Below are 22,092 nucleotides of genomic sequence, written 5' to 3' on the forward strand. Positions count from 1 at the left end.
CCACGACGAGGAGAAGAATCATGACGGAGCTTTCGATCCGTCCGGAGGAGATCCGGGACGCGCTGGACCAGTTCGTCAAGTCCTACGAGCCGGGTGCGGCCTCCCGTGAAGAGGTCGGCCGGGTGGTCGACGCCAGCGACGGCATCGCGCACGTCGAGGGCCTGCCCTCGGTGATGACCAACGAGCTGCTCGAGTTCGCCGACGGCACCCTGGGGCTCGCCCTCAACCTGGACGTCCACGAGGTCGGCGTCATCGTGCTGGGCGACTTCTCCGGCATCGAGGAGGGCCAGGACGTCCGTCGCACCGGTGAGGTCCTCTCCGTCCCGGTCGGTGACGGCTACCTCGGCCGCGTCGTCAACCCCCTCGGGCAGCCGATCGACGGCATGGGCGAGCTCGAGACCGAGGGCCGCCGCGCCCTCGAGCTCCAGGCCCCCGGCGTCATGGCCCGCAAGTCGGTGCACGAGCCGCTGCAGACCGGCATCAAGGCGATCGACGCGATGATCCCCATCGGTCGCGGGCAGCGCCAGCTCATCATCGGCGACCGGCAGACCGGCAAGACCGCCGTCGCCATCGACACGATCCTCAACCAGAAGTCCAACTGGGAGTCCGGTGACCCGGACAAGCAGGTGCGCTGCATCTACGTCGCGATCGGCCAGAAGGGCTCGACCATCGCCTCGGTGCGCGCGACGCTGGAGGAGAACGGCGCGCTGGACTACACCACCATCGTCGCCGCGCCTGCCTCGGACGCAGCCGGCTTCAAGTACCTCGCGCCGTACACCGGCTCGGCCATCGGCCAGCACTGGATGTACGACGGCAAGCACGTGCTCATCGTCTTCGACGACCTGTCCAAGCAGGCCGAGGCCTACCGTGCGGTGTCGCTGCTGCTGCGCCGCCCGCCGGGCCGCGAGGCCTACCCGGGTGACGTCTTCTACCTGCACTCCCGGCTGCTCGAGCGCTGCGCCAAGCTGTCCGACGAGATGGGCGCGGGCTCGATGACGGGTCTGCCGATCATCGAGACCAAGGCGGGTGACGTCTCGGCCTACATCCCGACCAACGTCATCTCCATCACCGACGGTCAGATCTACCTGCAGGCGGACCTCTTCAACTCCAACGTCCGCCCGGCCATCGACGTGGGTGTGTCGGTCTCGCGGGTCGGCGGCGCCGCGCAGATCAAGGCGATGAAGTCGGTCTCCGGCCGCCTCAAGGTCGACCTCGCGCAGTTCCGCGAGATGGAGGCCTTCGCGATGTTCGCCTCCGACCTCGACGACGCGTCCAAGGCCCAGCTGGCCCGCGGTGCGCGCATGGTCGAGATCCTCAAGCAGCCGCAGTCCTCCCCGGTCTCGGTCGAGGACCAGGTCGCCATCATCTGGGCGGGCACCAACGGCCACATCGACCAGGTGCCGGTCAGTGACGTGCGTCGCTTCGAGAACGAGTGGGTCGAGTTCCTGCACCGTGAGCACGACGGGCTCCTCGCGGGCATCCGCGAGAGCGGCAAGCTCGGCGACGACACCGCCGCCGCGCTGGCGGACGCCATGTCCGCCTTCCAGTCCGAGTTCGCCCCCGACGACAGCGCCGAGGTCGGCGTCGGCTCCGCCGAGGACGACCCCGTCGAGGCCATGGATGACGACGAGGTCGACCAGGAGCAGCTGACCGTCCAGCGCAGCTGAGCGCAGGGCACATACCAGCGATCCGACCGACCACCAGAGCCAACGAGAGAGGCGAGATATGGGAGCGCAGCAGCGGGAGTACCGCCAGCGCAGCCGGTCCGTCCAGTCGACCAAGAAGATCACCCGGGCGATGGAGCTCATCGCCGCCTCCCGGGTCGTCAAGGCCCGGCAGCGGGTCGCGGAGACCACGCCGTACGCCCGGGCGATCACCCGGGCCGCCTCGGCGGTCGCGACGCACGCCGACGTCGACCACCCGCTGACGACCAAGCGGGAGCAGCCGCGTCGCGCCGGGGTGCTCGTCGTCACCTCCGACCGGGGGCTGGCGGGTGCCTACGCGGCCAACGTGCTGAAGCGCAGCGAGCAGCTGCGCGAGCTGCTGGAGGAGTCGGGGATGGAGTACGTCCCCTTCCTCACCGGGCGCAAGGCGGAGAACTACTACTCCTTCCGCAACCGGCCGTTCGAGGACTCGTGGAGCGGCTTCTCCGACTCCCCGACCTTCGACGTGGCGCAGGAGATCTCCGAGCGGCTCATCGGCGAGTTCACCAGGGGCACCGACGAGGGCGGGGTCGACGAGATCCACCTCGTCTACACCCGGTTCGTCAACATGGTGACCCAGGAGGTGCAGGTGACCCGCCTGCTGCCGCTGGAGGTCGTCGAGGACGCCGCGCCGCGCACGCCGGAGAACGGCTTCCCGCTCTACGAGTTCGAGCCGGACGCCGCCGAGGTGCTCGACGCGCTGCTCCCGCGCTACATCACGTCGCGCATCTGGAACGCCCTGCTCCAGTCCGCCGCCTCCGAGCTCGCCGCCCGCCAGCGGGCGATGAAGTCGGCGACGGACAACGCCGAGGAGCTCATCAAGACCTACACGCGTCTTGCCAACCAGGCCCGCCAGGCCGAGATCACCCAAGAGATCAGCGAAATCGTGGGCGGCGCGAGCGCCCTCGCCGACGCCAAGTGAGAGGAAGCACGCAGCCATGACTGCCACCACCGAGGCTCCCACCACGGAGCAGACCCAGGGCGCCGTGGGTCGCCTGGCCCGCATCATCGGCCCCGTCGTCGACGTCGAGTTCCCCCCCGGGCAGATGCCCTCGCTCTACAACCTGCTCAAGACCGAGGTCGCGATCGGCGGGGAGACCAAGACCGTCAACCTCGAGGTCGCCCAGGACATCGGCGACAACATGGTGCGCGCCATCTCCCTGCAGCCGACCGACGGTCTCGTCCGCGGCGCCCAGGTGCAGGACACCGGCGGCCCCATCACCGTCCCGGTCGGCGACGTCACCCTCGGTCACGTCTTCAACGCCACCGGTGACGTGCTCGACCTGCCGGAGGGCGAGACCCTCGAGGTCAACGAGCGGTGGGGCATCCACCGCCAGGCGCCGGCCTTCGACCAGCTGGAGCCCAAGACCCAGATGTTCGAGACCGGCATCAAGGTCATCGACCTGCTGACCCCCTACGTGCTGGGCGGCAAGATCGGCCTGTTCGGCGGCGCCGGCGTGGGCAAGACGGTGCTCATCCAGGAGATGATCGCCCGTGTCGCCCGCGACCACGGTGGTGTGTCCGTCTTCGCCGGTGTCGGCGAGCGGACCCGTGAGGGCAACGACCTCATCGTCGAGATGGAGGAGGCCGGGGTCCTCGGCCAGACCGCCCTGGTCTTCGGCCAGATGGACGAGCCGCCGGGCACCCGCCTGCGGGTCGCGCTGTCCGCGCTGACCATGGCGGAGTACTTCCGCGACGTCCAGAAGCAGGACGTGCTGCTCTTCATCGACAACATCTTCCGCTTCACCCAGGCCGGCTCCGAGGTCTCCACGCTGCTCGGGCGCATGCCCTCGGCCGTGGGCTACCAGCCCAACCTGGCGGACGAGATGGGCACCCTGCAGGAGCGGATCACCTCGACCCGTGGTCACTCGATCACCTCGATGCAGGCGATCTACGTGCCGGCCGACGACTACACCGACCCGGCCCCGGCGACGACCTTCGCCCACCTGGACGCCACGACCGAGCTCTCCCGCCCGATCGCCTCGATGGGCATCTACCCGGCCGTGGACCCGCTGACCTCGACCAGCCGGATCCTCGACCCGCGCTACATCAGCCGCGAGCACTACGACACGGCCGTTCGGGTGAAGTCGATCCTCCAGCGCTACAAGGAGCTGCAGGACATCATCGCGATCCTCGGCATCGACGAGCTGTCCGAGGAGGACAAGATCCTCGTCGGCCGGGCCCGCCGGATCCAGCGTTTCCTGTCGCAGAACACCTACGTCGCCAAGCAGTTCACCGGCATCGAGGGCTCGACGGTTCCGCTGTCGGAGACGATCGAGGCGTTCACGAAGGTCGCCGACGGCGACTACGACCACGTGCCCGAGCAGGCCTTCTTCATGTGCGGTGGGCTCGAGGACGTCGAGCGCCAGGCCGCCGAGCTGGAGAAGAACAGCTGAGCACGCCTGCCGTGTGAGTCAGGCCCCGGCACCCCGCGGACGCGGGGGCCGGGGCCTGGCCACGCCCGGCGACGCAGACGCGTCCGGTGCGTGCTGACCGCGCGTCCTGTGCGTGCTGACCGCGCGTCTGGTGCGTGCTGACCGCGCGTCCTGTGTGGATCAGAGAGACCAGCAGAGGAGACCAGCCATGTGGACCGTGCACGGTGACGGCCGCCGGATCACGCCGGGCGAGGTCGTCGCCCCGGGGGAGCGGCTCGCCTGGGTGCCGACCATCGGCATCGGCATGCAGCACGTTGTCGCGATGTTCGGGGCCACCTTCCTGGTGCCGCTCATCACCGGCTTCCCGCCCAGCACCACCCTGCTCTTCAGCGGGCTGGGGACGGTGCTCTTCCTGCTCGTCACCGCGGGCCAGGTGCCGTCCTACCTGGGCTCGAGCTTCGCCTTCCTGGCGCCGATCGCCGCCGCCCAGGCCGAGCACGGGCCGGCGGGCGCCCTCGGCGGGGTGGTCATGGCCGGGGTCGGGCTCGCCCTCGTGGGGCTGCTGGTGCAGCTCGTCGGGCACGGCTGGATCTCCCGCCTCATGCCGCCGACCGTCACCGGCGCCATCGTCGCCCTCATCGGCCTCAACCTCGCGCCGGCCGCCTGGGGCAACGTCGAGCAGGCGCCGGTCACCGCGCTCGCGACGCTCGTGGCCATCCTGCTCTGCACGGTGCTCTTCCGCGGCCTGCTCGGCCGGCTGTCGATCCTGCTCGGCGTCCTCGTCGGGTATGCCGTGGCGCTGCTGCGCGGGGAGGTCGACCTCGCCCTCGTCGCCGACGCCGGGTGGCTGGGGGCGCCCCCGCTCATGGCGCCGGAGTTCCACCTCGGCGTCATGGGGCTCTTCCTGCCCGTGGTGCTCGTGCTGGTGGCCGAGAACATCGGTCACGTGAAGTCCGTGGCGCAGATGACCGGCGAGTCCGCGGACGCGCTCGACCACCTGCTGGGTCGGACGCTGCTCTCCGACGGCCTGGCGACGACGCTGGCCGGGGCCGGTGGTGGCTCGGGCACCACGACCTACGCGGAGAACATCGGCGTCATGGCCGCCACCCGGGTCTACTCCACGGCGGCCTACTGGGTCGCGGCCCTCACCGCGGTCGCGCTGGCCTTCCTGCCCAAGTTCGGAGCGCTCATCCAGACCGTGCCCGCCGGGGTGCTGGGCGGGGCCGCCACCGTCCTCTACGGCATGATCGGGGTGCTGGGCGTGCGCATCTGGGTGGAGCACCGGGTCGACTTCGGCAACCCCGTCAACCTGTCCACCGCCGCGGTCGCGCTGGTCGTCGGCATCGCCAACTACACGTGGGACGCGGGGGCCCTGAGCTTCGAGGGGATCGCCCTCGGCACCGGCGCCGCGCTGCTCGTCTACCACGGCATGTCCGCCATCAACCGCCGCACCGGGGCCGTCGACACCGGCCCCGTGGAGCCGACCCGGTCGCGTGCCGCGACGTCCGCCCGGGCCGGTAGACTCGATCCTTGAACCGTCATCGAAGGGACAACACGTGAGTGCACTGCAGGTCGAGCTGGTCGCCGCGGACCGCAAGGTCTGGGAGGGCGAGGCGTCCATGGTGAGCGCCCGGAGCATCGACGGTGACCTGGGCATCCTGCCCGGTCACACGCCCGTGCTCGCCGTGCTCGTGGAGGGTGAGGTCACCATCCACACGAGCGGCGCCCCGCAGAACGTCACCATCGACGGGGGCTTCCTGTCGGTGGACGACGACAGGGTCGTCGTGGTGGCCGACCGGGTCGACGCCGGGTCCTTGTCGGCCAGCGCCTCGAGCTGATCGGCGCACCGACGTCCATGACCGGCACGGGCGCCCTCGTCCTGGTGCTCATGGCCGCCCTGGGGGCCGTGGTCATCCTGGGCCTTGGCCTGTTCGCCTTCCGCGTCGCCGCGGAGCGCGGCAGCGTGTGCCCCCCCATGCCCGCGGCATACCGGGACGCCGAGCGCGCCTGGCGCTGCGGCACGCTGCGCTTCACCGACGACCGCCTCTCCCTCACCGGGGCAGGCGGTCCGTCGCTGGGCCCCTGGATGCGCGGCAACCTCGACCTGGGGGTGGCCGGACCGCTCGACTCCCGCGACGCCTCGTCGCTGGGCGGGGCGGCCCTCATCCGGGTGCCGGTCAGCTACGGCACCGCCCGCTTCGAGCTGGCCCTCGGCGAGCAGCACTACACGGCCCTCCGGTCCTGGGTCGAGGCCGTGCCCCCGGGCTGGAACTCGCAGGTCGCCTGAGCCCACCTGCCGCGGGCCTCGGGCCCACGGCGGGCACGAGCCCCGCGGACCCGGCCGGCCCGGCTCAGCGGGAGGGCTGCTCGCGGCCCCCGCCGGGCTGCCAGAGCACGTCGCCCTCGCCGCTGCGGCCGGCGACGCGGGCCAGGATGAAGAGCAGGTCGGAGAGCCGGTTGAGGTAGGTCGCGGTGAGCGGGTTGACCCCACCGGTCCCCTTCTCGGCGTCCTCGGCGGCCGGCTGGTCGCCGTACTCCTCCAGCGCCGCCCAGGTCGAGCGCTCGGCGCGGCGGGCCACGGTGCGCGCCTGGTGCAGCAGCGCGGCGGCGGGGGTGCCGCCGGGCAGGATGAAGGAGCGCAGCGCGGGCAGGTCGGCGTTGTAGCGGTCGCAGTCGGCCTCCAGCTCCTCGACCCACTCGGCCTTGACCCGCAGCGGCTCCCACTCGTAGCTCGCGCGCAGCGGCATGCACAGGTCGGCGCCGACGTCGAAGAGGTCGTTCTGGACCCGGGCCAGGGTCTGCTGCACCTCGACCGGCAGGTTGCCGCCGGCGACGGCCACCCCGATGACCGAGTTGGTCTCGTCGGTGTCGGCGTACGCCGCCAGCCGGGCGTCGGTCTTGCGGGTCCGGCCGTTGTCGCCCAGGGCGGTGCTGCCGTCGTCGCCGGTGCGGGTGTAGATGCGCGTCAGGTTGACCATGCCCCGCATGCTGCCACGTGCTGGCGGAGACCGCTCAGGTGACCAGCGTCGCGGCCACCCGGCGGGCGTCCGCCGCCGCCTCCAGGTCGCCGTGCGGGTCGCGCAGCGCGGCCCCGACCCCGCCGAAGTACATCGAGCTGGGCGGGTGCTCGTGCCGGGTCAGCCCGGCCGCGTCGAGGCTTGCGGCGATGTGCGCGTCCTCCTCGTGGTCGATGCGGGTCGAGCCGTCCTCCAGCCGGCGCGGGTGCATGCGCGGCTGGTCGACCGCCGTCTGCAGGTCCTCGCCGTGGCGGGCGAGGTGGGTGAGCACCTGGGCCAGCGCGGTGGTGATGCGGTCGGCCCCCGGCGTGCCGATGGCCAGCACGGCCCCGTCGTCGCGACGGGCGGTGGTGGGGGCCATGTTGGAGGCGAGCCGGGTCCCCGGGGCGAGCGCGTGCAGCCCGTGCCGGTTGAGCTCGAGCTCACCGAGGGAGTTGTTGGCCACCAGCCCGGTGCCCTCGATCGTCATCCCCGAGCCGTAGCCCGCCGACGCGGTGAGCGCGCACGCCAGGCCGTCGGCGTCGACGACCGACACGTGCGCCGTCGAGGGCGAGGTCGGCAGCCCGGTCGCCCCGATGTGCCGGAGCGTCCCGAGCAGCTCGGCCCCGGCCGCCTCGAGGTCGTGGGCGGTGTCGATCCGGTCCAGCCGGATGTCGAGCACCTCCTTCATGACCAGCGCCGCCTGCGCCGGGTCGATCTGCCCGTCGATCGCCCCGAGCAGCCGCAGCAGGGCGGTGAGCACCGGACCCCCGATGGAGGGCGGGGGGTTGCAGGCGAGGTCCCACGGTCCGAGCCGGCTGCGCAGACCGGTGCGCACCACCGGCTGGTAGGCCTCCAGGTCGGCCAGCGACAGCAGGCCGCCCCGGGCAAGCATGTCGGCGTCGATCGCGCGCGCCACGTCGCCGTGGTAGGCCGTGCCGGCCCCCTCGGCGCCGATGTGCTCCAGGGTGTCGGCGAGCACCGGGTCGACGACCCGGTGGCCGACGGCCGGCGCGGCGCCGTCGACGGTGAGCAGCGCCCGGGTGGCCGGGTCCCAGGCCAGGATGGTGTCCGTGACCAGGACGAGGTACGACTGCGCGGTGCGGCTGAGCGGGTAGCCGCCCCGCGCCACGTCGGCGGCCGGCTGGAGCAGCTCGGCCCACGGGGCCCGGCCGTACCGCTGGTGCGCCCAGCCCATGGCGGCCAGCATCCCGGGCGTCGCGACCGACCCGGGCCCGACGTAGGTGACCATGCCGCCGCCGTAGTCGGACGCGGCCTCGATGAGGCCCTGCCCGCGGCGGTCCTCGCTCATCCCCCGACCGGGCATCTCCACGTTGCCGTCGACCACGATCGGCTCCCCGCCCGGTGCCCAGACGTTGACGAAGCAGCCGCCGAGGGTCGAGATGACCCCGGGCTCGGTGACGGTGGCGGTGAGCATCGCGGCGACCGCCGCGTCCACCGCGGTGCCCCCGGCCTCCAGTGCGTGCCGGGCCGCCTCGGTGGCGTAGGAGTTGGGCGCAGCGATGGCGGCGGATCGGGTCACGGCTCGATTCTGCCGCAGCGCTGCGCCCGGAGGCACGAGCCCGCGCGCCGGTCTGGCATCGTGTCCGCGTGACGAACGCCCTCCCGCGGTCCCGACGGGGCCCCTCCCCGTGGTCGGCGGGCGTCGTGCTCACGCTCGCCGTGGCGCTCGCCGCGCTCGGGTGGGCGCTGGTCCTGCGGCACGGCTTCCCGCACGGCGACGACTGGCTGCACGCGATGGCGGGCGAGCGGCCCGGCGACGCCCGCACGCTGCGGGGCTGGCTCGCCACGTGGCAGTTCGACTACGCCTTCCGCAACGGGCGCGCCGCGGACGCGGTGGCCCGGCTCATCCTGCTCGGCGGACGGCCCGGGGCGATGGTCGTCGGGGTGGCGGTCATGGTGCTGACCGGCCTCGCGACGTGGCCGTGGCTGCGGACGGCGGGGCGCTCGCTGCGCCTGGCCTGGGGCGTGCTCGGGCTGGGCGTGCCCTTCCTCGCCGTCCAGGCGCACTCGTGGCTCACCGGGGAGGGGCTGCTGTGGGTGTCCGGGATGGCGAACTACCCGGTCTCCGCGCTGGCCTTCCTCGTCGCCGGCGCGGCGGTGAGCGGCGCCCTGTCGTCCCGGGTGACCTGGCTCCTGCTCCCGGTCGTCGCCTACGCCCACCTCGGCCACGAGGTGTCCGCGGTCGCCACCCTCGTCGTCACCGTGCTGGCGCTGGCGCTGCTGCGCCCCGCCGGTGGGCGGTCCCGCGCCACCTGGGCGGCCGTCGGGACCTCCGCGCTGGGCTTCGTCGTGCTGGCGACGGCGCCGGGGCTGTGGCGCCGCACCACCGAGGAGGACCTCGTCCTGCCGCTGCTGCAGGCGCTGTCGCGGACCACCCTGATGTTCGCCTCGCTGAGCCTCGGGTGGTGGCTGGCCCTCGGGGTGCTCGCCGTGGTCGGCGCCCGGCTCGCCGGCCGCGCGCCGCGCTGGAGCGCCGTCGTGCCGGGCGTGGCCGCCTGGGTGCTGCTGCTCCTCGCCCGGCGCCGCTGGCCACGCCTGGCCGACCTGTGCGCCGACGCCGACACCGCCGTCCCGGCGACCCTTCTCGCGCTCGCCGTCGTCGCCGCGGCGGCCGTGCTCGTGGTGAGCGTCCTCGTGCTGGTCGTGCACGCGTGGGGGGCGGTCGCGGCATACCCGGTGCTGGCGCTGACCGCCGCCGGCGTCGTGTCCGCCGGCGTGCCCATCGTGGCCTCGGTGTGCGGGCAGCGCGCCTTCTTCCTGCCCGTCACCGCGCTCGTCCTCGCGGTGGCCTGCGCCCTGCGCCTGGTCCTCGGCGCGCTCGCGGCGCGCGGCCCGCGGCAGGTGCGGCTGGCCGACGCGCTCACCGCGGCGGCCGTCGTCGCGACCCTCGTCAGCGCCGCCGGCTACGTCACCGTGACCTCGCAGCGCGCCGCCCGGAACGCGGAGGTCTACGACGGCTTCGTCGCCCAGGTCGAGGAGGCCCGCGCCACGGGGGCGGGGGAGGTGGTCGTGCCCGAGCTGCCGGAGGAGGGCTACGCCTACCGGCGGGCGTTCTACCTGCCGCGCTACGCCTGCGACCTGCGGCTGTTCTACGGGCTGCCGGACGGGGTCGTGCTCACCGACGAGCAGCGGCGCGAGGACCGCACCACCGACACCACGACGGGGTGCGAGACCACGTGGCAGCGCACCCTCACCCGGGCGGAGGAGCCGGCTCCCGGCCGGCGGTGAGGACGGTGCGGGTGAGCAGGAAGGTCACCGGCACCGCCGCGACGCCCATGACGAGGGTGGCCCAGCGCTCGTCGACCCCCACCGCCTCGACGAGCAGCACCGAGCCGACGGTCGTGAAGGTGAGGTTGACCAGGGTGGTGAGCGGGTAGGCGAGGAAGCGCCGCCAGGTCGGCCGCACCCCGAAGGTGAACAGGCTGTTGGCGAAGAAGGAGAAGACCACCGCCCCGGACCACGCGAGCAGGTGGGCCGGGACGTACGGCATACCGAGCAGCAGCAGGCGGTAGAAGAGGTAGTAGACGGCCGTGTTGGCCACGCCGACGAGGACGAAGCGCAGCAGCGGCCTCATCGGGGGCCGGCGGGGTCGCCGGGGGCCGGGCCGTCCCCGTCGCGCGGGCCCTGGTCCGCCCGGATCACCTCGTGGACGAGGTAGCTGGGTCGGGCCTTGACCTCCTGGTAGATGCGCCCGACGTACTCGCCCATGACCCCGACGGCGAGCAGCTGCACCCCGGACAGGCCGGTGATGACCGCGATCGTCGTGATGTAGCCGGGCTGGGTCACCCCGTGCATGAGGTAGCCCACCAGCAGCCACAGCAGGTAGACGACGGCCACGAGCACCGCCCAGCCGCCCAGGTGCAGCAGCAGGCGCAGCGGCCGGGTGTTGAAGGCGAGCGCCCCGTCGATGCCGTAGTTGAGCAGGGCGCGCAACGTCCAGCCCGAGCGGCCGCTGCCGCGCTGCACGTTGCGGTAGCTCACCGTGCCGGTCGGGAACCCCACCCAGGAGAAGAGGCCCTTGGAGAAGCGGTTGCGCTCGGGCAGCTCCAGCAGGGCGTCGAGGACCGGCCGGCCCATGATGCGGAAGTCCCCGACGCCGTCCTGGATGCGCACGGTCTCGATGAGCCCGTTGACCAGCCGGTAGTAGAGCCGGGAGAGCTGGGAGCGGACGAAGGGGTCGGCGGCGCGGTCGCGGCGGGCCACGACCTGCTCGACGTCGGTGGTGCGCAGCAGGGTGTACATCGAGGTGAGCAGCTCCGGCGGGTGCTGCAGGTCGCCGTCCATGAGCGCCACGCTGCTCCCGCGCGCCGCGCGCAGGCCCGCGAGCATGGCCGCCTCCTTGCCGAAGTTGCGGGACAGCCGCAGCACGACGACCCGGGGGTCCCGGGCGGCCAGTCCCCGGGCCACCTCCAGGGTGTCGTCGGTGGAGCCGTCGTCGACGAGCACCAGCTCGAAGGCCTGCCCCACGCCCAGCTCGTCGGCGACGTCGCCCAGGCGGGCGTGCAGCTCGGTGAGGGTGCCCTGCTCGTTGAAGCACGGGACCACGACGGACAGGGCGGTCATGGCGTTCACGCTAGCTCAGAAGAGCCGTGCCTCCGCGTCGTCGATCCCGCGCAGCGCCTCGTAGTCGAGGGTGACGCAGCGGATGCCACGGTCGGTCGCCAGGACCCTGGCCTGCGGCTTGATGAGCTGGGCGGCGAAGATGCCCTGCACCGGGGCGAGGTGCGGGTCGCGGTTGAGCAGCTCGAGGTAGCGGGTGAGCTGCTCGACGCCGTCGATGTCGCCGCGCCGCTTGATCTCCACGGCGACCGTGGCTCCGGCGGCGTCGCGGCACAGGATGTCCACCGGGCCGATCGCGGTGGGGAACTCCCGCCTCAGCAGCGTCCAGTCCTCGCCGAGGGTGGTGATGTGCTCGGCCAGCAGCGCCTGCAGCTGGGCCTCGACGCCGTCCTTGACCAGCCCGGGGTCGACGCCGAGGTCGTGGCTGGTGTCGGAGAGGACCTCGTGGATCTTGACCCGCAGGGTGTCCTCGCGCTTGCCGTGCGCGACCTGCCAGACCTGGGTGACGCCCTGCTCGGTCTCCACCTCGTCCGGGGCGGTCTGCACCATCGTGCACGGCGGGGCCATCCAGTTGAGCGGCTTGTAGGACCCGCCGTCGGAGTGCACGAGCACCGAGCCGTCGGCCTTGACCATGAGCAGCCGGGTGGCGAGGGGCAGGTGGGCTTCGAGGGCTCCGTGGTAGTCCACCGAGCACCGGGCGATCACGACACGCACGGCCCTCACCCTAGCCGTCGGGTGATGAGAGGATGCGCGGTATGCGTCAGATCACCACCGTCGGGGTCATCGGGCTCGGCACCATGGGTGCCGGCATCGTCGAGGTCTTCGCGAGGGGAGGGCTGCAGGTCGTCGGGGTGGAGACGACCGAGGAGCTCGCCGAGCGCGGGCGCGGCATCCTGCAGGCCTCGACGGACCGCGCGGTCTCCCGGGGCCGGCTGGAGGAGGCCGAGCAGCAGGAGATCCTCGGCCGGGTCACCATCACCACGGCGATGGGCGACCTCGCCCCGGCCGATCTCGTCGTCGAGGCGGTCCCCGAGGTCATGGACCTCAAGCACCAGGTCTTCTCCGCCCTGGACGGCATCGTCGCCCCCGACGCCGTGCTCGCCTCCAACACCTCCAGCCTGTCGATCACCGCGATCGCTGCGGGCACGGCATACCCCGAGCGGGTGGTGGGGATGCACTTCTTCAACCCTGCGCCCGTCCTCAAGCTCGTCGAGGTCATCACGACCGTGCGCACCGACGACGCCGTGCGCGAGGCGGTGGTGGAGCTGGCCGGACGCATCGGCAAGCGGCCCGTCGTGGTCGGCGACCGCGCCGGGTTCGTCGCCAACTACCTGCTGTTCGGCTACTTCGTGTCGGCGCTGCGGATGCTCGAGCAGGGGCACGTCTCGCGGGAGGACCTCGACACCGCCATGCGCGTCGGGGCGGGCCTGCCGATGGGCCCGTGCACGCTCATGGACCTCGTCGGTCTCGACGTCTGCCACCACATCGGGGACGTCATCTACGCCCACAGCCGCAGCCCCATGCACGCCCCGAGCCCCATGCTGGAGCGGATGGTGACCGCCGGGCTGCTCGGCCGCAAGAGCGGCGAGGGGTTCTACACCTACGCCCGACCCGGTAGCGGGCAGGTCGTCGATGCTCCGGACGCGGGCGGCGAGGGCCCCGCGGTCGGCGCCGTGGGCGTCGTCGGCGGCGGGGAGATCGCCGACGAGCTCGTCTCCCGGCTGCGCGAGGGCGGGTATGCCGTCACCCACGTCGCCGACCCCGCGGACCGGGAGGAGCTGGCCGGGCTCGCGGGCGTCGACGTGGTCGTCGAGGCCGGGACGGCGACGCCGGAGAGCGAGCTCGACGACGCCGAGGCCGCCCCCGTGGTGCCGGTCCAGGAGGAGCTGTGGGAGGTGCTGGCCGACGTCGTGGGGGAGCGCACCGTGCTCACCACCGTCGGGGAGGACCTCGCCGTGGCCATCGGCGCGCTGTCCGGGCGGCCGGAGCGCGCCGCCGTGCTGCGGGTGCACGCGCCGACCGGCAACGGGCAGGTCGTGGAGATCGGCCGGTCCAGCGCCACCGACGACGAGACGGTCGCGGTCCTGCGGACCCTCGTCCGGGCCATCGGGGCCGAGCCGGTCGTCTGCCGGGACCGCCCCGGCCTGGTGGTCGACGCGCTCCTCATGCCGCACCTCATGGACGCCGTGCGGATGCTCGACGAGGGCTACGCCGGCGTGGCCGACATCGACACCGCGCTGCAGCACGGGCTGGGCTACCCGGCCGGGCCGTTCGCGATGATCGACCAGATCGGCGCCGAGGAGGTCCTCACGGTGTGCGAGGAGCTGGCCGAGGCCGGCGGGCTGCCGCGCGAGTCGGTGGCGCCCTCGCCGCTGCTCATCGAGCACGTGCTGCTCGACCGGCCGTTCACGGCCTGACCGGCGTGCCCCGGTCCAACCGTCCGCGGCGGGGCGGGCGGCCGCGGGCCCGGACGGGCGGCGGCCCGGTCGGCGTGGGCGACCCGCTGCGGCGGGGGGTCGAGGAGGTCCGCTACGCCGGGCAGGTGTGGGCGGTGCGCCGGGTGCGCCCCAACGACAGCGGCCGTGCCTACCGCTGCCCCGGGTGTCAGCAGGAGGTGCGCGCCGACGTCGCGCACACCGTGGCCTGGCCCGTCGACGGGATGCAGCAGGCCGAGAACCGCCGCCACTGGCACACCGTCTGCTGGTCCGCCCGCGAGCGCCGTCGGCCGGGCGGGTCGTTCGCCTGACGCCCTTCACCGACCGGGCGTCGTGAATGGTTGGCTGCGCGCCGACCGAGCGCCGCAGATGGTTGGCTGCGCGCCGACCGAGCGCCGCAGATGGTTGTCTGGGGCGCGACCGAGCGTCGGCCATGGTTGGCCCGGCCGCCCTTGTCGTCGCTAGCCTGCCCTCATGACCATCACCCGGGCCGACGCGGACCAGCGGGATGCCGCCCTGGCGCTCATCGTGGCCACCCAGAGCTCGCCGAGGACGGCGTGCGCCTACCTCGGCACCGAGGCCGACGGAGTGCGAGCCGAGCTCGACGACCTCGACACGCCCTGGCAGGAGACTCTGCGAGTGGCGGTCGAACCCTCCGGCCGGGTGGTCGGTGCCGTGCTGCACGACGCCGACCCCGAGGAGACGATGCGCAGCTGGATCCACGGGCCGTGGACCGTCGACGAGCAGACCTGGTCGGCGTATGCCGTCCCGCTCGTCCGCGCGGCCCTCGACCAGCTACCGCCGGGGGTGGAGCAGCACGAGCTGAGCGCGGCCCCGGCCCACACCGGTATGGCGCGGCTCGCCGCCGACCTGGGCTGGCACGCCACCGGCCTCAGCATCGCCTACCAGGCCACGACCGCGACGGCGCACCGCTGGCCGGCCGATGCGCCTGACGCCCGCGTCGCCACGCCCGCAGAGCTGCCCGCGATCAGCGCGCTGCACGACGCCGCCTTCCCCGGCACCTACGCCACCGCCCGCCAGCTGCTGGCGGACGAGGCGCGGTCCACCCTGGTGCTGGGGCACGACGGGGAGGTGACCGGGTACGCCTCCGGTGAGATCCAGGCCGACGGCGCCGGCTACCTCGACTTCCTGGCCATCGCGCCGGAGCGCCGCGGCCGGGGCCTCGCGCCCGGCCTGCTCGCCGCGATCTCGCGCGAGCTGCTCGCCCGCTCCTCGCAGGGCACGGTCAATCTCGTCGTCGACGAGATGAATGCGGCAGCCGTCGCCCTCTACGAGGGGTTCGGCTACGTGCGGGACGCCGAACTGCTCGGCTACCGCTCGTGGCCCCAGCCCCAGGCGTCTGGCGGCTCCTTCGCCTGACCGACGTTTTTTCACCGGACGTCGCGGATGTTGGGTAGGAGTCACCATGCGCGGCGCCCGGAGGGGGTCAGTGCAACCATTCGCGGCGCTCGGTGGGGGTCAGGGCAACCATGCGCGGCGCTCGGTGGGGGTCAGGGCAACCATGCGCGACGCTCGGTGGGTCTAGAGGCGCTCCTGGCGCGGGACGAGGACCTCCTCGTAGACCAGCAGCAGACCGGCCGCCACGGGGATGGCGATGAGGGCGCCGAGGACGCCCAGCAGGGTGCCGCCGGCGAGCACGGCGACGACGGTGACGGCGCCGGGCACCGAGACCGTGCGCTTCATGATGCGCGGGACGATCCAGTAGTTCTCGATCTGCTGGTAGACGACGTAGTAGACGAGGACGACCAGCGCCAGCGTGGGGGACACGGTGAGCGCCGAGACGGCCACGATGACCGCGCCCAGGGTCGCGCCGACGAGCGGGATGAGCCCGAGGAGGCCGACCGACACGGCCAGGATCGCGGCGTAGGGGATGCCGAGGAGCTGCATCATCAGCCACGAGCAGACGGCGTTGATGGTCGCGACGGTGGCCTGACCGAGGGCATACCCCCCGACCCGGCGCATGATCTCCTCGGCGAGCCGGACGACGCCCGGGCGACGGCTGCTCGGCACGAGGCGGTATGCCGCGTCCTTGACCGAGGGCAGCGTCGCCAGGAGGTAGAGGGTGAGGATGGCGGAGGTGACGAGCCCGACGAGGCTGCCGGCCACCCACCCCGCCGCGCCCAGCACCCCGCCGAAGAGGGCGGTCCACGTGCCGCGCTCGGTGAGCAGCCGGTCGACCTCGGTCGCGGCCCGCTCGCTCACGGCGTAGCGCTGGTCCAGCTCGACCATCCACGGCGTGCCCGACATCTCCTCGAGGACCACCGGGGCGCGCTCGACCAGGGTGACCGCCTGGCCGACCACGCCCGGCAGCAGGGTGACGGCGCTGACCGCGACCACGGCCACGAAGCCCATGAAGACGCAGAAGACGCTGCTGGGCCGGCTCATCCCGCGCCGGGTCAGCCACTCCACGAGCGGGTTGAGCGCCAGGGTGAGGAAGACGGCGACCAGCAGGTAGGTGAGCACCGAGGAGAGCCGGGTGAGGTTCTGCAGCAGCAGCCAGGCCAGCAGCACCCCGAGCGCCCCGGTGAAGCCGATGGAGAAGGCGGAGGCCGACAGCAGCGCGGGCCGGCGGACCCCGGCGCCGCCCCGGGGGGCACGGCCGGCGCCAGCCGGTGTCTCCGCGGCCGGCGGGTCGCCGAGGTCCGCGAGCTCCGCCGCCTCCGGGTGGCCGGCGTGGATCTGCGCCCACAGCTCGGACTGCAGCCGGTTGCTCTCGTCGAGCAGCTCGCGCTGCCGGACCCGGAAGTCCCGCCAGCGCTGGACCGCCCGCACCCCGGCGCGGGGGACCGCGGTCGGGTCGACCGCGCGGGCCCGGCGGGCCGCAGCCCGGAGCCGGGCGGCCCGCAGCGAGGGGTCCGGCGTGCGCGGCGATGGGTCCGGCGTCCGCAGGGAGGGGTCCCGCGTGCGCTGCCCCGGGTCCTGGGTGCGGTGCGTCGTCACCCGGCGGGCTCCACCAGCTCGACGAGCACACCCCCGGCGTCCTTGGGGTGGATGAAGTTGATGCGCGAGCCGGCCGTGCCCCGGCGCGGCTCGTCGTAGAGCAGGCGCAGGCCGCGCTCGCGCAGCACGGCGCTCGCGGCGTCGAGGTCGCTCACCCGGTAGGCCAGCTGCTGCAGCCCGGGGCCGTTCCGGTCCAGGAACCGGGCGATGGTCGAGTGCGGGTCGGTGGGCGCCAGCAGCTGCAGGAGGGTGGGGTGCTCACCGGGCTCACCGGCCGGGCCGACCGCGACCATGGCCTCGCGCACGCCCTGCTCGGTGTTGGTCTCCTCGTGCACCACCCGGTGCCCGAGGACGTCGCGGTGGAAGGCGATGGCCGCGTCCAGGTCGGGCACCGCCAGCCCCACGTGGTCGACGGAGAGCAGGAAGGGCGCGAGCGCCTCGCCTCCCGCAGCGTCCTGGCTGGGGTCGCTCATGAGGTCCACCGTAGGGCGGTCGGCCACCCACCGTGCGGAGCCCGGGCGGTATGTCGCCTAGCATCCGAGCATGAGCGACCTGCTGCTGCGCGACGTGCGCGTCGTCGCCATCGACGCCGGCCCGCCCACCGAGCCGGTGGACGTCCTGGTGCGGGACGGGGTCATCGCGGCCGTCGGCCCACGCCTGCGGCCCGAGGGACCCGCCGTGCCCGAGCTCGACGGCGGCGGGCGCCACGTCATACCGGGTCTGTGGGACACCCACGTCCACATGGTCCAGTGGGGCCTGGGGCAGACGCGTCTCGACACCTCCGGCACGGCCAGCCCCCAGGAGGTGCTGGCGCGGGTCAGCGACCGGCTGACCTGGGGGTTCGACAGCCCCACCGGGGTCCTTGTCGGGTGGGGGCACCGCACCGGGCGGTGGCTGGAGCAGCCGACCGTGGCCGCGCTGGACGCGGTGACCGGCGACGTCCCGGTCGCCCTCATCAGCGGCGACGGCCACCACGGCTGGCTCAACACCCGGGCCCTGCAGCTGCTGGGAGGGCCCCCGGCCGAGGGGGTCGTCGCCGAGGCCGAGTGGTTCCCGCTCTACGACCGCCTGCAGCGGCTGCCGGGTGCGCCGGAGGAGTCGGAGTATGCCGTCGCCCGCGCCATCCAGGACGCGCACACCGTGGGCGTGGTGGGGATCGTCGACCTGGAGTTCGGGCAGCCCTGGGAGCAGTGGCGTGAGCGCAGCGCGGAGGGCATGCCGCCGCTGCGGGCCCGCACCGGGGTCTACCCGGAGGGCCTGGAGGCCGCCATCGCCGCCGGTCTGCGCACCGGCGACCCGATCCGGGCCACCGACGGCCTGGTGACGATGGGTCCGCTCAAGGTCATCACGGACGGCTCGCTCAACACCCGGACCGCCTGGTGCTGCGACCCCTACGCCGACGGCCACCTGCTCGACCAGCCGGCCGGCGCCGCCAACTACCCGGTGGACGAGCTCGTCTCGCTGCTGCGCCGGGCCGGTGGGGCCGGGCTGGACGCCGCCCTGCACGCGATCGGCGACGCCGCCGTCGGGGCCGTGCTCGACGCCTTCTCCGCCACCGGGGCGTCCGGCTCGATCGAGCACGCCCAGCTCGTCCGGGCCGACGACGTGCGGCGGTGGGCCGCCCTGCCGCAGCGGGTCGTCGCCAGCGTGCAGCCGGCCCACCTGCTCGACGACCGACCGGTGACCGAGCGCTGCTGGCCGGACCGCACCGACCGCACCTTCACCCTGCGCAGCTTCCTCGACGCGGGGATCCGGCTCAGCCTGGGCTCGGACGCCCCGGTGTCGCCGCTGGACCCCTGGCTGGCGATGGCCGCCGCCGTGCACCGCGGCCCGGAGGACGGCGAGAGCTGGCACCCGGAGCAGGAGATCAGCGCCCGGGAGGCGCTGGCCGCCTCGGTCGACGGGCAGCGCGTGCGGGTGGGCGACCGGGGTGACCTCGCGCTGCTCGAGCACGACCCGCTCGTGGAGGCGGCCACCAGCGCCGAGCGCGCGCGCCGGTTCCGCTACACCGTGGTCAGCGCGACCGTCCTCGACGGCCAGGTCGTGCACGGCTCCTGACCCCGGGGAAGGCGTGACGCGCCGCTACAGTGACGAGTGGCTGCACACCCGTCACCGTCGCTGGAGGAGTCCTCGCAGATGTCTGAAGCCACCACCTCGGTCCTCGTCGCCGGCGCCCGCACCCCCATGGGTCGTCTGCTCGGCTCGCTCTCCTCGCTCTCCGGGGCCGAGCTCGGTGGCGCCGCGATCGCCGGTGCCCTGGAGCGCGCCGGCGTGCGCGGCGACCAGGTCGACTACGTCGTCATGGGGCAGGTCCTCACCGCCGGTGCCGGCCAGATCCCGGCCCGGCAGGCGGCCGTGGCCGGCGGGATCCCGATGGACGTCCCCGCGCTCACCATCAACAAGGTCTGCCTGTCCGGCATCGACGCCATCGCGCTCGCCGACCAGCTCATCCGGGCCGGGGAGGTCGACGTCGTCGTCGCGGGCGGCCAGGAGTCGATGAGCCAGGCGCCGCACCTGCTGGAGCGCTCGCGCACCGGCTTCAAGTACGGCGACGTCACCATGCGCGACCACATGGCCCACGACGGCCTCTGGGACGCGTTCACCGACCAGGCCATGGGCGGGCTGACCGAGGGGGCGAACCGCGCCGACGAGGCCGAGCAGTTCACCCGCGAGCAGCAGGACGCCTTCTCCGCGCGCAGCCACCAGCGCGCGGCCGCGGCCTGGGAGAACGGCGTCTTCGACGACGAGGTCGTGCCCGTCCACATCCCGCAGCGCAAGGGCGACCCGGTCGTCGTCTCCCGCGACGAGGGCATCCGCGCCGACACCACCGTCGAGTCCCTGGGCCGGTTGCGCCCGGCGTTCTCCCCGGACGGCACGATCACCGCCGGGTCGGCCTCGCAGATCTCCGACGGCGCCTGCGCCGTGGTCGTCATGAGCAAGGCCCGCGCCACCGAGCTGGGGCTGGACTGGATCGCCGAGATCGGGGCGCACGGCATGGTCGCCGGCCCCGACTCCACCCTGCAGAGCCAGCCGGCCCGCGCCATCGCCGCAGCCTGCGCCAAGCAGGGCGTCGAGCCCGCGGACCTGGACCTCGTGGAGATCAACGAGGCCTTCGCGGCCGTCGGCCTCGCCTCCATGGAGGAGCTCGGTCTCGACGAGGAGCGGGTCAACGTCAACGGCGGCGCCATCGCGCTGGGCCACCCCATCGGCATGTCCGGCGCCCGCATCCTGCTGCACCTCGCCCTCGAGCTGCGGCGCCGCGGCGGCGGCACCGGCGCCGCGGGGCTGTGCGGCGGCGGCGGGCAGGGCGACGCCCTGCTCGTCACCGTCCCGGCCCGGTGAGCACGCCCGGCGACGGCACGGGGCGCGTCCCGGAGGAGCAGGGGCGGGCCGTGCAGGAGCCCAGGACGGCCGACGCGCGGTCCGGGGACTGGGAGGTCCGGGAGCCACGGGCCGGTGACGCCGAGCCGTTCGCCCGGTTGCACGCCCGGGTCTGGCGGGAGACCTACCGCGGCATCATGTCCGACGAGGTCGTCGACGCGCTCGAGCCCGAGCAGTTCCGACCGGTGTGGGAGCAGGTCGTCGCGGCGTATGCCGCGGGCCGGGTGCCCGACGACGGCCGCGGGTTCGTCGTCGGTCTGGTCGGGGACGAGCCCGCCGGCTTCTGCATGCACGGGCCGTCGCGCGACGAGGACCCGCCCGTGCCGCACCAGGTGTGGTCGCTCAACGTCGCCCCCGAGCACCAGGGCAGCGGCCTCGCGCAGGAGCTGCTCCTGCGCAGCCTCGGCGAGCGGGCGGCATACCTCTGGGTGGCGCAGGGCAACCACCGGGCGGTCCGCTTCTACGAGCGGCAGGGCTTCGTGCTCGACGGCGCGGAGAACCTCGACGGCCACGACGGCGTCGTCGAGCTGCGCATGGTGCGCCGCGCCTGAGCAGCGGAACGCCCTCCCCCTGCGCCGGAGCAGAGAACCGTGCCCGAGACAGGTGCTGCGACCCTTGCGTCGGGCCTGCTTCTCTGCTCAGGCGGGCCCGAGCGCTACCGTCGGGGGATGAGCGAGCGGCGCACCTTCTACCCCGAGATCGAGCCCTACCGCACCGAGATGCTGGACGTGGGTGACGGGCACGAGGTCTACGTCGAGCAGTCCGGCGACCCGGACGGCAAGCCGGTGATCTTCGTGCACGGCGGCCCGGGCAGCGGGACCAGCCCGAAGCAGCGCCGGGTGTTCGACCCCGAGCGCTACCGCATCATCCTGTTCGACCAGCGCATGGCCGGACGCTCGACCCCGCACGCGGCGACCACGGTGGACCCCGCCGTGTGGGCGACCAACACGACCGGTCACCTCGTCGCCGACATGGAGCGCATCCGCGAGCACCTCGGGGTCGACACCTGGCAGGTCTTCGGTGGGTCGTGGGGCTCCTGCCTGTCGCTGGCCTACGCCCAGGCCCACCCCGACCGGGTGAGCGAGCTGGTGCTGCGGGGGATCTTCACGCTGCGCCCGGCCGAGCTGGCCTGGATGTACGAGCGCGGCCACCTCGAGCACGTCTACCCCGACCACTGGGCCGAGTTCGTGGCCCCGGTGGCCCCGGAGCGCCGTCACGAGATGCAGCTCGCCTACCACGAGCTGCTCTTCGACCCCGACCCCGAGGTGCACGTCCCCGCCGGCGTGGCGTGGAGCGGCTGGGAGTCGCGGGTCATCACGGTGGAGCCGGACGAGGAGGGCTTCCGCAAGGCGACCGAGCCGGGCCAGGCGGTGGCCTTCGCCCGCATCGAGAACCACTACTTCGTGCACGGCGGCTTCCTGCGCGAGGGTTCGCTGCTCGACCAGGCGCCCGCCCTGGCCCACATCCCGACGGTCATCGTCCAGGGCCGGCTGGACATGTGCACCCCGGCCCGCACCGCCTTCGACCTGGCCGCGCGGCTGCCGGACGCCGAGCTCACGGTGGTATCTGACGCGGGGCACGCGTTCTCCGAACCGGGCAACCTGGATGCCCTGATCCGGGCGACCGACAGGTTCGCGACCAGCAGGAGGTAGGCCGT

General features: G+C 73.6%; 21 protein-coding genes. 14 read left to right on the forward strand and 7 right to left on the reverse strand.

Annotation, left to right across the window (positions count from 1 at the left end):
* The first annotated feature begins 20 nt into the window (after positions 1–20).
* The 6 genes from atpA to EUS26_RS04015 all read left to right on the forward strand — a co-directional run bounded on the left by atpA (position 21) and on the right by EUS26_RS04015 (position 6,365).
* Positions 21–1,667, forward strand: coding sequence for a F0F1 ATP synthase subunit alpha (atpA, locus tag EUS26_RS03990; protein ID WP_130011896.1), 1,647 nt, complete (start codon positions 21–23; stop codon positions 1,665–1,667).
* A 58-nt stretch (positions 1,668–1,725) separates the two neighbouring features.
* Positions 1,726–2,625 carry a F0F1 ATP synthase subunit gamma gene (locus tag EUS26_RS03995; RefSeq protein ID WP_130011897.1) on the forward strand — a complete coding sequence of 300 codons (900 nt, stop codon included), beginning with the start codon at positions 1,726–1,728 and terminating at the stop codon, positions 2,623–2,625.
* A gap of 16 nt (positions 2,626–2,641) precedes the next feature.
* Positions 2,642–4,099 (forward strand): F0F1 ATP synthase subunit beta, encoded by a 1,458-nt coding sequence (gene atpD / locus EUS26_RS04000; protein ID WP_130011898.1) that lies wholly within the window; start codon positions 2,642–2,644, stop codon positions 4,097–4,099.
* A 187-nt stretch (positions 4,100–4,286) separates the two neighbouring features.
* The gene (locus tag EUS26_RS04005) at positions 4,287–5,612 is read left to right on the forward strand and encodes a uracil-xanthine permease family protein (RefSeq protein ID WP_130011899.1); all 1,326 of its coding nucleotides are present in this window, start codon (positions 4,287–4,289) and stop codon (positions 5,610–5,612) included.
* Between the two features lie 22 nt (positions 5,613–5,634).
* Complete coding sequence (locus tag EUS26_RS04010) at positions 5,635–5,916, forward strand: F0F1 ATP synthase subunit epsilon (RefSeq protein WP_130011900.1); 282 nt, start codon at positions 5,635–5,637, stop codon at positions 5,914–5,916.
* A gap of 17 nt (positions 5,917–5,933) precedes the next feature.
* Positions 5,934–6,365, forward strand: coding sequence for a DUF2550 family protein (locus tag EUS26_RS04015; RefSeq protein ID WP_130011901.1), 432 nt, complete (start codon positions 5,934–5,936; stop codon positions 6,363–6,365).
* Positions 6,366–6,429: 64 nt separating this feature from the next.
* Here the strand turns inward: EUS26_RS04015 and EUS26_RS04020 are convergent, their stop codons facing one another.
* Positions 6,430–7,056 (reverse strand): cob(I)yrinic acid a,c-diamide adenosyltransferase, encoded by a 627-nt coding sequence (locus tag EUS26_RS04020; protein ID WP_130011902.1) that lies wholly within the window; start codon positions 7,054–7,056, stop codon positions 6,430–6,432.
* Positions 7,057–7,090: 34 nt separating this feature from the next.
* Positions 7,091–8,617, reverse strand: a complete 1,527-nt coding sequence (locus tag EUS26_RS04025; protein ID WP_130011903.1) for a gamma-glutamyltransferase — start codon at positions 8,615–8,617, stop codon at positions 7,091–7,093.
* 68 nt (positions 8,618–8,685) lie between these two features.
* Between EUS26_RS04025 and EUS26_RS04030 the strand changes: the two genes are divergently transcribed.
* The gene (locus tag EUS26_RS04030; protein WP_130011904.1) at positions 8,686–10,326 is read left to right on the forward strand and encodes a DUF6056 family protein; all 1,641 of its coding nucleotides are present in this window, start codon (positions 8,686–8,688) and stop codon (positions 10,324–10,326) included.
* On the opposite strand, the gene EUS26_RS04035 is transcribed toward EUS26_RS04030, so the two are convergent.
* Genes EUS26_RS04035 through nucS form a run of 3 tightly spaced genes read right to left on the reverse strand, consistent with a single transcriptional unit; the run spans position 10,289 to position 12,372 of the window.
* Positions 10,289–10,672 carry a GtrA family protein gene (locus tag EUS26_RS04035; protein WP_130011905.1) on the reverse strand — a complete coding sequence of 128 codons (384 nt, stop codon included), beginning with the start codon at positions 10,670–10,672 and terminating at the stop codon, positions 10,289–10,291. The two genes, EUS26_RS04030 and EUS26_RS04035, sit on opposite strands and share 38 nt — an antisense overlap.
* Positions 10,669–11,661: a glycosyltransferase family 2 protein gene (locus EUS26_RS04040; RefSeq protein WP_130011906.1), complete on the reverse strand. Its 993-nt coding sequence runs from the start codon at positions 11,659–11,661 to the stop codon at positions 10,669–10,671. The genes EUS26_RS04035 and EUS26_RS04040 overlap by 4 nt, the downstream gene beginning before the upstream one ends.
* A gap of 15 nt (positions 11,662–11,676) precedes the next feature.
* Positions 11,677–12,372, reverse strand: coding sequence for an endonuclease NucS (gene nucS / locus EUS26_RS04045; RefSeq protein WP_130011907.1), 696 nt, complete (start codon positions 12,370–12,372; stop codon positions 11,677–11,679).
* A gap of 41 nt (positions 12,373–12,413) precedes the next feature.
* On the opposite strand from nucS, the gene EUS26_RS04050 reads away from it, so the two are divergent.
* From EUS26_RS04050 to EUS26_RS04060, 3 genes are all read left to right on the forward strand, one after another.
* The gene (locus tag EUS26_RS04050; RefSeq protein WP_130011908.1) at positions 12,414–14,075 is read left to right on the forward strand and encodes a 3-hydroxyacyl-CoA dehydrogenase family protein; all 1,662 of its coding nucleotides are present in this window, start codon (positions 12,414–12,416) and stop codon (positions 14,073–14,075) included.
* Positions 14,076–14,080: 5 nt separating this feature from the next.
* Positions 14,081–14,404: a hypothetical protein gene (locus EUS26_RS04055; RefSeq protein ID WP_238148796.1), complete on the forward strand. Its 324-nt coding sequence runs from the start codon at positions 14,081–14,083 to the stop codon at positions 14,402–14,404.
* 163 nt (positions 14,405–14,567) lie between these two features.
* Positions 14,568–15,473 carry a GNAT family N-acetyltransferase gene (locus tag EUS26_RS04060; protein WP_130011909.1) on the forward strand — a complete coding sequence of 302 codons (906 nt, stop codon included), beginning with the start codon at positions 14,568–14,570 and terminating at the stop codon, positions 15,471–15,473.
* Positions 15,474–15,635: 162 nt separating this feature from the next.
* Here EUS26_RS04060 and EUS26_RS04065 read toward each other — a convergent pair whose 3' ends face one another.
* Both EUS26_RS04065 and mce read right to left on the reverse strand, forming a co-directional pair.
* A complete protein-coding gene (locus tag EUS26_RS04065) occupies positions 15,636–17,054 on the reverse strand; it encodes an AI-2E family transporter (RefSeq protein WP_130011910.1) in 1,419 nt (472 codons plus the stop codon).
* Entirely contained in the window at positions 17,051–17,527 is a 477-nt protein-coding gene (mce, locus tag EUS26_RS04070; RefSeq protein ID WP_130011911.1) for a methylmalonyl-CoA epimerase, read from the reverse strand. Before mce ends, EUS26_RS04065 begins: the two co-directional genes overlap by 4 nt.
* Positions 17,528–17,597: 70 nt before the next feature.
* Here mce and EUS26_RS04075 point away from each other — a divergent pair, with 70 nt between their 5' ends.
* The 4 genes from EUS26_RS04075 (at position 17,598) to pip (ending at position 22,087) form a co-directional block, all read left to right on the forward strand.
* Entirely contained in the window at positions 17,598–19,112 is a 1,515-nt protein-coding gene (locus EUS26_RS04075) for an amidohydrolase (RefSeq protein WP_130011912.1), read from the forward strand.
* A 78-nt stretch (positions 19,113–19,190) separates the two neighbouring features.
* Positions 19,191–20,396, forward strand: coding sequence for an acetyl-CoA C-acetyltransferase (locus EUS26_RS04080; RefSeq protein ID WP_130011913.1), 1,206 nt, complete (start codon positions 19,191–19,193; stop codon positions 20,394–20,396).
* On the forward strand, positions 20,393–20,986 hold the full coding sequence (locus EUS26_RS04085) for a GNAT family N-acetyltransferase (RefSeq protein ID WP_130011914.1): 594 nt from the start codon (positions 20,393–20,395) through the stop codon (positions 20,984–20,986). Before EUS26_RS04080 ends, EUS26_RS04085 begins: the two co-directional genes overlap by 4 nt.
* 117 nt (positions 20,987–21,103) lie before the next feature.
* Entirely contained in the window at positions 21,104–22,087 is a 984-nt protein-coding gene (gene pip / locus EUS26_RS04090) for a prolyl aminopeptidase (protein ID WP_130011915.1), read from the forward strand.
* The last annotated feature ends 5 nt before the right edge of the window (positions 22,088–22,092 follow it).

The organism is Serinicoccus sediminis (assembly GCF_004153545.1).
GTDB lineage: Bacteria > Actinomycetota > Actinomycetes > Actinomycetales > Dermatophilaceae > Ornithinicoccus > Ornithinicoccus sediminis_A.

Coding starts and splice junctions, on each gene's coding strand:
- atpA (WP_130011896.1), top strand. CDS start 21: ATGACGGAGCTTTCGATCCGTCCGGAGGAGATCCGGGACGCGCTGGAC.
- EUS26_RS03995 (WP_130011897.1), top strand. CDS start 1,726: ATGGGAGCGCAGCAGCGGGAGTACCGCCAGCGCAGCCGGTCCGTCCAG.
- atpD (WP_130011898.1), top strand. CDS start 2,642: ATGACTGCCACCACCGAGGCTCCCACCACGGAGCAGACCCAGGGCGCC.
- EUS26_RS04005 (WP_130011899.1), top strand. CDS start 4,287: ATGTGGACCGTGCACGGTGACGGCCGCCGGATCACGCCGGGCGAGGTC.
- EUS26_RS04015 (WP_130011901.1), top strand. CDS start 5,934: ATGACCGGCACGGGCGCCCTCGTCCTGGTGCTCATGGCCGCCCTGGGG.
- EUS26_RS04020 (WP_130011902.1), bottom strand. CDS start 7,056: ATGGTCAACCTGACGCGCATCTACACCCGCACCGGCGACGACGGCAGC.
- EUS26_RS04035 (WP_130011905.1), bottom strand. CDS start 10,672: ATGAGGCCGCTGCTGCGCTTCGTCCTCGTCGGCGTGGCCAACACGGCC.
- EUS26_RS04040 (WP_130011906.1), bottom strand. CDS start 11,661: ATGACCGCCCTGTCCGTCGTGGTCCCGTGCTTCAACGAGCAGGGCACC.
- EUS26_RS04050 (WP_130011908.1), top strand. CDS start 12,414: ATGCGTCAGATCACCACCGTCGGGGTCATCGGGCTCGGCACCATGGGT.
- EUS26_RS04060 (WP_130011909.1), top strand. CDS start 14,568: ATGACCATCACCCGGGCCGACGCGGACCAGCGGGATGCCGCCCTGGCG.
- mce (WP_130011911.1), bottom strand. CDS start 17,527: ATGAGCGACCCCAGCCAGGACGCTGCGGGAGGCGAGGCGCTCGCGCCC.
- EUS26_RS04075 (WP_130011912.1), top strand. CDS start 17,598: ATGAGCGACCTGCTGCTGCGCGACGTGCGCGTCGTCGCCATCGACGCC.
- EUS26_RS04080 (WP_130011913.1), top strand. CDS start 19,191: ATGTCTGAAGCCACCACCTCGGTCCTCGTCGCCGGCGCCCGCACCCCC.
- pip (WP_130011915.1), top strand. CDS start 21,104: ATGAGCGAGCGGCGCACCTTCTACCCCGAGATCGAGCCCTACCGCACC.